The organism is Burkholderia sp. BE12 (assembly GCF_002959955.1).
Lineage (GTDB): Bacteria > Pseudomonadota > Gammaproteobacteria > Burkholderiales > Burkholderiaceae > Burkholderia.
The window spans coordinates 1-6,785 of sequence record NZ_PREY01000068.1; the positions used below are offsets into that span (position 1 = coordinate 1).

The window sequence follows — 6,785 nt, forward strand, 5'->3', positions numbered from 1 at the left end:
ACCGAGCGGCCTCATAGTTCGCTCGGCTATCTGACGCCTGCGCAGTTCGCTCGGGCGCACGATGCAAAACAGCAGTTTTTAACCTCGGACTCTAACTGCAGTTCGGACTAAAACCGGGGGCAGGTCAGGGCTGCAATGGAGCACATCATCAAACTCCCTAGCGAGCGATTGCCGGCCTGGCCGGAACTTGACGAGCTCTTGAGGTTCGCGGCCAGTCTTGCCGAGCTAGATATATCTGCCGGCCTGGATGCAGATGCCGTTAAGCATCTCGTGAATGCCGCAATCGACCTCCTCAAGGCTGCGTGTAGCGGCTCACCACATGCTGCCATGCTGGGTCTGCTCCAGGCAAACGAGCTTCCAGAGGTGGAACGCCTTAGTGACTCCCTGAAGTTCGTGCGCGCCCGTCCAGCCATCTGAGCAATCGCACGGGTACAGCCCATATGCCGACCTACAGAAAGAGAGGGAATGGCCGCATTCAGGTGATGATTCGGCTCAAGAATGCTGCCCCTGAATCTCGCACCTTTGATGGCATCCAGGATGCTACTTCCTGGGCCACGGCGCGTGAGCTGGAACTGGGACGGAAACCTACGCACGGGAGGCAGCTTGCTTCCCGCCTTGGCCCAACGCTAAGGGAGGCCCTTGAGAGGTATGCCAGTGAGGTAACGCCGCGCAAGAAAAGCTTCCGTACAGAGTTGGGCGTTATCAGCCGATGGCTCAAGAATCCATTGGTCGACCTGCCCATCTACGGAATCCGTGGTGCTGATTTGACCGCGTACATGAATCAGCGTTTGGCCCGAGGAATAGCCATCGCCACCATACGCACCGAGATTGCGCTGATTTCCCACCTATACGAAGTTGCGCGCACCGACTGGGGCTATGAAGATGTCCTGAACCCCAGGAAGGCCATGCGGAGAATCCAGCAGGGAAACGTTAGAGACCGCCGACTCCGACCGGGGGAGTTCGACAAAATCATCGGATGGTGCGAACGTGTCGGAGATTACTGGCTCAAAGCTTCCGTTATCGTCGCAGTTGAAACAGCGATGAGAAGCGGTGAAATAGCGTCGCTCACCTGGCCAAACCTGGACCTTGATGGGCAGCTCGCGTATCTCCCTGATACAAAGAACGGCTCGCCTCGCATAGTCCCCCTGTCACGTGCAGCAGTGGCAGCCCTTCGGACTCTTCCCATGCGACCTGGCCGGCCCGTCTTCGATATTCGAAAGGGCAGCATCGCGCGGCGCTTCAAGAAGGTCCGTATTGCGTGCGACTTGGAAGACCTCAAATTCCACGACCTCCGGCATGAGGGCATCTCCCGTCTATTCGAGAAGGGATTCAACATGATGGAGGTCGCGGCCATCAGTGGTCACAAGACTCTTCAGATGCTCAAGCGATACACGCATCTGGACCCTAGGAACCTGCTGGGGAGGCTCGGCTAACCGCATCAAGCATTATCGCCTGCGTTGATCTGCTCCCGACATACGACCCTGAACCTCTATCGCGAATCGTGTGGCAAAGCTCACGGCAAACTCGGCATCCTCGCGGCTACCCGGCTCGCTGATGTGAGAGCTCTCCCACATATACTCTCCGGAGGTCCGGCGCTTCACAAGTGGGACAATCGATTCAAACCTCACGAGCTCGTCAATGTTGACCGAAAGAGCCAGCATTAAGCTCAGCCGTCTGCTGCCAGCGTTGACGTGATGGACGTAGTTCTCAATCTCTTTCAACATTCCGGTAAATTCATTGGTCAGAGAACCGAGAGAAGGGGGAGCCAGCAGAACCCTCTGTGACGCCGAGAAAAGAAGTTGGCCCGTGACCAAATCAACGGCCTCCGCGCTATAGCCCAACGCGCGGCCCCATCCGTCTGTCATCAGACACTCCTCAGCCTTCTTGAGTCTCTTGTGGGCCTCTGGAAGTACAACCAGGTCTGCCATAGATACAGCGCCAAACTCTTTCGCAAAAAAACGCGGAGTTGCTTTTTCGAAGAAGTCCTGCGTGTAGTTCAACAGCCTACGGGCATCCGCCCTGTCCGGCACCAGACCGTAATGCTTGAAACTAACACGGGCCTTGTTCAGCTCATTCATACGAGCTCTAAACGGCACGCGTCGGCCATCATCGCTCCCGGCCAGGGTATCGATGTAATCCATGCACTTGGCGAACTCTTCCGGCACCTTCGAATTCGGTTGAGGATTGCTCTTGATGATGGCGCGTAGAAACAACTCAACGGCGTCCTGTGCAATCGATACGGCGAGCCCCGCATGAACAGCACCGTTGCGAGACAGATGAGCTTCAGCCTCCATGTAGAGGCTTCGGCAAAGTACGATTTGTCCTAACTCCATGATTCGCCTTACGGGCCCCTCTTATGGAGCCCCGGATCAATATACTTATGATATATGGGTGGCTGGGTAGCGATGGGCCGGTGGTGAGTGCCGTCCTGCCTATCCACCTCATTCCTCTCTGCTGATTGCCACCCTGTTACCCGTGTGCTGGGTGAATACCGAGCGCATGACATTTTCTACTAAGTCTGCCTCATCTTCGCTGACAAGCACTGCGTCATGGATGGGAAGACCTACAAGTCCCCTCGCCTTCAGCTCCAGCATCACGTCCACGATAATATCGCTCTCCGTCCTCATGGCCTCCATCCCTGATCGACAATAGAAACGATGAGCAATCGGCGCGTGGTATGTCTCGATGTCCCCGCATACCTTCGATAGCTTTGCTCCCGCAGGTAGCGCGCCCGCTTCCAGGTCATCAAGCCGATTGAACCTACCCCCGGCGTGGGTCATTGCTCCAAAGACTTTCTTGATTCCTGTCCGATGAAGTTCATACCCAGGGATAGCATAGGCATCATCCACGAATGGAATCCCCTCCAGTCCATAGTGAATAGATGGCCCCATCTGCTTGTAGTCCAGCGTAACCGTAGCCTCTCCGTCAATGTAGATGTCCTTGCGCTGCTCCTTGGTCATCTTCTGCCAGAATCCGCCGCTGAGCCTCCCGCCGTGCGCGAAGGTCCCGTTATTGAAACTGCGGGTCATCTTCCGGTCATCGACTGAAACACCAGGAATAGCCCCGGTCAGGCAAATGTCAGCCACGCTCAGCCATGCATTGATGGTTTGCACTTGCCGGCGCAAATCGTGCGTTACCTCGTCATCGGCATACTGCATCCAGCTACTCGCCCCAGCCTTTTTCGACGCCTTGAGAACGATGACCTCTTCGGCGTCGTCTCGCCCAAAATCTGCGTAGGTCAGGTTCAATCCTGAGGCTCGCTCGATGAGCCGGTCGGATGCCCGGAACGTCGTCTGAGGGTTCGTGTTGCCAAACGGGTTGACCATCCCCAAGGAAATCTCAAGTAGGTCGATTTGCGGGCCAGCCAGCAGGTCCATAACATCAGGCAAGGTCTTTCCCATCACCTCTGATTGGTAGCGGCTCCTATAGCCGAGAATCCGCTTGGAACGCGTAACGGTGACCAACCCGCCCCGCCCGCGAACGTCTTGAAGCAACGCTTCGCAGATCAGGCATTCCACCTGTCGCGCAAACACGCGTTGGTCATCGGGCCTACGCCTCCGTTGCCTCAAGTCCAATGCCGCTTCGTGATCTTCAGCTTCTTTCGCGATGGACAGCACAAAGTCCTTAAGCAGCGGATTACGGGCCACGCGATGGCTGTTCAAATGCGTATCACGTAACTCGCCCACGGTCGCCTCCATATCCATCCTCTCTAGAAAAACGAAAGCCCCCGCCTGAGTGAGGGCTCAAATTGCATTGATGCCATTCGTTGCGCGCGCATCTTTCCTTGAACTTCGGTCGAATCTTGACTAGCCTGCCGATAGCAGGCTACCGAGTAGCAGCCCCAATCTCGACACCTTTCCGCTTTCGCGGTGTCACACCCGGTTCTCCCAACGTGGCCGTCAATCCGCCCCAAAGCTTGCCGTGCCGGATGCTGCTGATGGTCATGGCTGACACACCGTAGCGAGCTGCGAGCGCTGAGCCCGTATCTGTAGACCTCCAGATTTCCGTCACCTGAATCTCCGTCAGCTTGGACTTTCCGGCATGGCTCGCAGATGCGGGTTTCTGTTTGCCTGTAGCCGCCCGCTCCGCGTGGATACGGGCGCTGATCTTTGCGTTTTCCTCTTTGGCCTTCTGAAGCCACGCTGGTAGCTCCCGCGCGGGTGTCTGGATGCTGTCCGCCGTCTTGGGTTCAGGCAGGGTGGAGCTGGCCTCTACATCGGCCCACGTAGGTTCCTTGCGGGGAGCCAGTTGCTTTGCATGAGCGAGATTGCTGGTAAGTTCAGCGGCCTCGCCTGCCTTGCGTGCGGCCTCTCGCGCCTCCGCCAGCAAGTCAGGCCCTTCCCAAGGCGGGATGTCTTTGATGTCAGTGGTCATGCCAGTGCCTCCAGTGCAGCATCCAGCTTCGCGGTACGCGCTGCCGACTGGTCCATCTCTGCGGTTTCCAGCGTTGCAATGTACAGACCAGCGCGGCCATACACTTCCACCAGCCATCCACCCAGCAGCCGGGTTACTCGGGGAGGCAAATCGCGATAGACGCGCACTGCCCGACCAGTCCGCGAGTTGTGGGAGACGCCCACGTTAACATCCGTAAGGCGCATCACTCGACGCACGAGCTGGAACATGAATGCTTCGTCCGATGGGAACCGCGCGGGGCGCTCATGCTGAAGCAGATACAGCGCCAGGACCACGCTCGCGACTTCATCAGCCTTCACGTTGTCAGCCAGCTTGATGACCTCTTGGTGGGCGCGCGCTTCGGTCCGGTTATACGGCTCTCCCCGGAACATGCGTGCTTGCGATGCTCTGCTGTGGTCAGCAAAGGCCGCCCAGTTGGCCCGGAGCATCCCCCACGCCGGGCTGTCCGGATTCCGTTTGATGCGGTTAGAGATGCGCTGGCGGTACGGCTTCAGCTCACTGACCTCCACACCCTGCATGCGCGGGTGTCCGTGGCGCTGCTGAGCGCGCCTATGTGTATTGCAGAACGGCGAATAGCCGCCCGCCTTTAGGCCACAGCCCGATACAGAACATAACTTCATGGTCGATTGAATTTGATGAAAAGTAGTGCCCGTAGGCACGGAGACAAGCGAACGCGCAGAAATACAGACAGAGACATCCAGCGGATGCCGCTAGGACGCCACCACAGCCCCGCTAAGGGCTCCGCTGGATGGACTGAATCAGACTTGAGGCTGCACGAATGCAACGTGACCCAGGCCCTCCAGCACCGCCAGCTCCTGCCGATCAAACCCAGCCAGCGCCAGGAACTCGTCAGAGATTCCCGCAAGCTCTCCGAACCCGGCCACCTGAAGCTCATCCCGATGCTTCTCCCAGCCAGGGAAGCCCCACGCCCACCGCCCTGCCCCTTCACGTTTCGCGATGGCCACGGGCGGATTGCTGCGGATGATTGATGCGAGCTCGAAGGGGCTCTGAGCTCGGATGGTTGTGCCGTCATCGTTGAACACTGCGGCCCCATCGGTGGCCGTAGCGACTACCGCCAGCAGCGGCGCAAGGGCTCCATCGAGAGCCATGAGGGTTTCGTTACGTTGGTTCATAGGTTTCCTGAGGTAGAAAAAGAAAAGCCGCCCTCACCATCACTGGCGGGGCGGCGTGGGTTGGAACGGATGAGGTACTAGCGGGACGAACGCGCGGCCTCTTTGATGCCGTTGTAAAAGGCAATGGGACCGCTCACCATGAGGGCTCGAAGGTTGTTCCGTCGAACGTCCTCACGGCGGTTCCCGTCCTTGTCCAGGTAGGTGACTTTGAGAGCATCCTGGAATCCCGCCACGTCCTTGCGAGCGAGAGCGCCAAGGGCTTTGTGGAACTGACCCACATCACCCACTTGGTAGCTCACATCCGTGAGGGCAGCCTTTTGCGGCATCGAGAGTGCTGGCCAAAGGTTCGGGTCTACGGCATCCACCGCCTGCTTTGCTCGGGCTTCATAGCGCGGCAAAGACACCTCCAGGAGCCGTGCAGCTTGCTCGGGGGTGATCTGAACGGAGCCGTTCTTGATGCCATCAATGGACGTAGCGGGGATACCAGCGCGCCGGAAGTCCTCAGCGATGGTCCCAGCGTTGGCGTTCAGGTTGTAGCCATAGCCGATGTTGTTACCGGCCTTCGGGTTCGGGTCGGGCGTAGCCTTGAGTACGAGACCTTCGCCCATCGCGGTGAGGGCTGCGGAGAAGTTGCCACCACCCAGGAAGGAGCCCGCCTGGTTCACCTGAATCTTGGACCCTTGACCGGTCAAGCGGGAGCCTGATAGCCCAGCGAACGAAGCCGGGGCCGTGGGGAATTGAACCAGATTCCTGACGCCCGATTCAAAGGCTCCATCGCGAACCTTGTCAATCTGAGCGCGCGTGATGTCGCTGATTTGCTTTAGGTTCGTGGCCTTTGCGAGAAGCTCAGCATTGTCCACCAGGTCCTGAGTAGTGGCTGTGCCGTTGCCCAGCTTCTGCTTCAGTGCTGACATGGATGCACGTTCGTTTTGCGAGAGCAGCTTTTCATTCGCAGCCTGAGCCATGATCTGACTGAACGTGACATCTTCCAGCTTGTGAACCGGAGCGCCGTTGATGAACGCGGCCAGTGTGTACTGGAGGTATCCGGAATTCCGTGTGTGAGGCGGGTTGAGATTCAGACTCCAATGTTGAATCGTTCCGGGTAAAGCAGTGCGAACTGCGTCATCGCGCTCTTCCAATCGTGCCGGGAGCCGGTCCACTTGGCAACGACGTTGCGCAGCGCCAGCCATATCAGTTTGAGCGCGGCCTCGTCCGACGGGAAGTGGCCGCGCGCCTTGA

Annotated in this window: 8 protein-coding genes and 1 pseudogene; 2 read left to right on the forward strand and 7 right to left on the reverse strand. The window is 58.1% G+C overall.

Annotation, left to right across the window (positions count from 1 at the left end; all coding sequences use genetic code 11):
- Window positions 1-135 precede the first annotated feature (135 nt).
- Window positions 136-417, forward strand: coding sequence for a hypothetical protein (locus tag C4B30_RS34830; protein WP_027784534.1), 282 nt, complete (start codon window positions 136-138; stop codon window positions 415-417).
- Window positions 418-440: 23 nt separating this feature from the next.
- Entirely contained in the window at window positions 441-1,433 is a 993-nt protein-coding gene (locus tag C4B30_RS34835; protein WP_027784535.1) for a site-specific integrase, read from the forward strand.
- A gap of 12 nt (window positions 1,434-1,445) precedes the next feature.
- On the opposite strand, the gene C4B30_RS34840 is transcribed toward C4B30_RS34835, so the two are convergent.
- The 7 genes and pseudogenes from C4B30_RS34840 to C4B30_RS34865 form a co-directional block, all read right to left on the reverse strand.
- Entirely contained in the window at window positions 1,446-2,294 is an 849-nt protein-coding gene (locus C4B30_RS34840) for a hypothetical protein (protein ID WP_027784536.1), read from the reverse strand.
- A 147-nt stretch (window positions 2,295-2,441) separates the two neighbouring features.
- Window positions 2,442-3,698 (reverse strand): hypothetical protein, encoded by a 1,257-nt coding sequence (locus C4B30_RS34845; protein ID WP_155257363.1) that lies wholly within the window; start codon window positions 3,696-3,698, stop codon window positions 2,442-2,444.
- Between the two features lie 127 nt (window positions 3,699-3,825).
- Window positions 3,826-4,374: a hypothetical protein gene (locus C4B30_RS35530; protein WP_155257364.1), complete on the reverse strand. Its 549-nt coding sequence runs from the start codon at window positions 4,372-4,374 to the stop codon at window positions 3,826-3,828.
- A complete protein-coding gene (locus tag C4B30_RS34850; protein WP_155257365.1) occupies window positions 4,371-4,931 on the reverse strand; it encodes a hypothetical protein in 561 nt (186 codons plus the stop codon). The genes C4B30_RS35530 and C4B30_RS34850 overlap by 4 nt, the downstream gene beginning before the upstream one ends.
- Before the next feature lie 240 nt (window positions 4,932-5,171).
- Entirely contained in the window at window positions 5,172-5,546 is a 375-nt protein-coding gene (locus tag C4B30_RS34855; RefSeq protein WP_105133675.1) for a hypothetical protein, read from the reverse strand.
- 77 nt (window positions 5,547-5,623) lie between these two features.
- On the reverse strand, window positions 5,624-6,460 hold the full coding sequence (locus C4B30_RS34860; protein WP_105133676.1) for a glycoside hydrolase family protein: 837 nt from the start codon (window positions 6,458-6,460) through the stop codon (window positions 5,624-5,626).
- A gap of 161 nt (window positions 6,461-6,621) precedes the next feature.
- Window positions 6,622-6,785: pseudogene (locus C4B30_RS34865) on the reverse strand (IS256 family transposase); the annotation flags it as partial.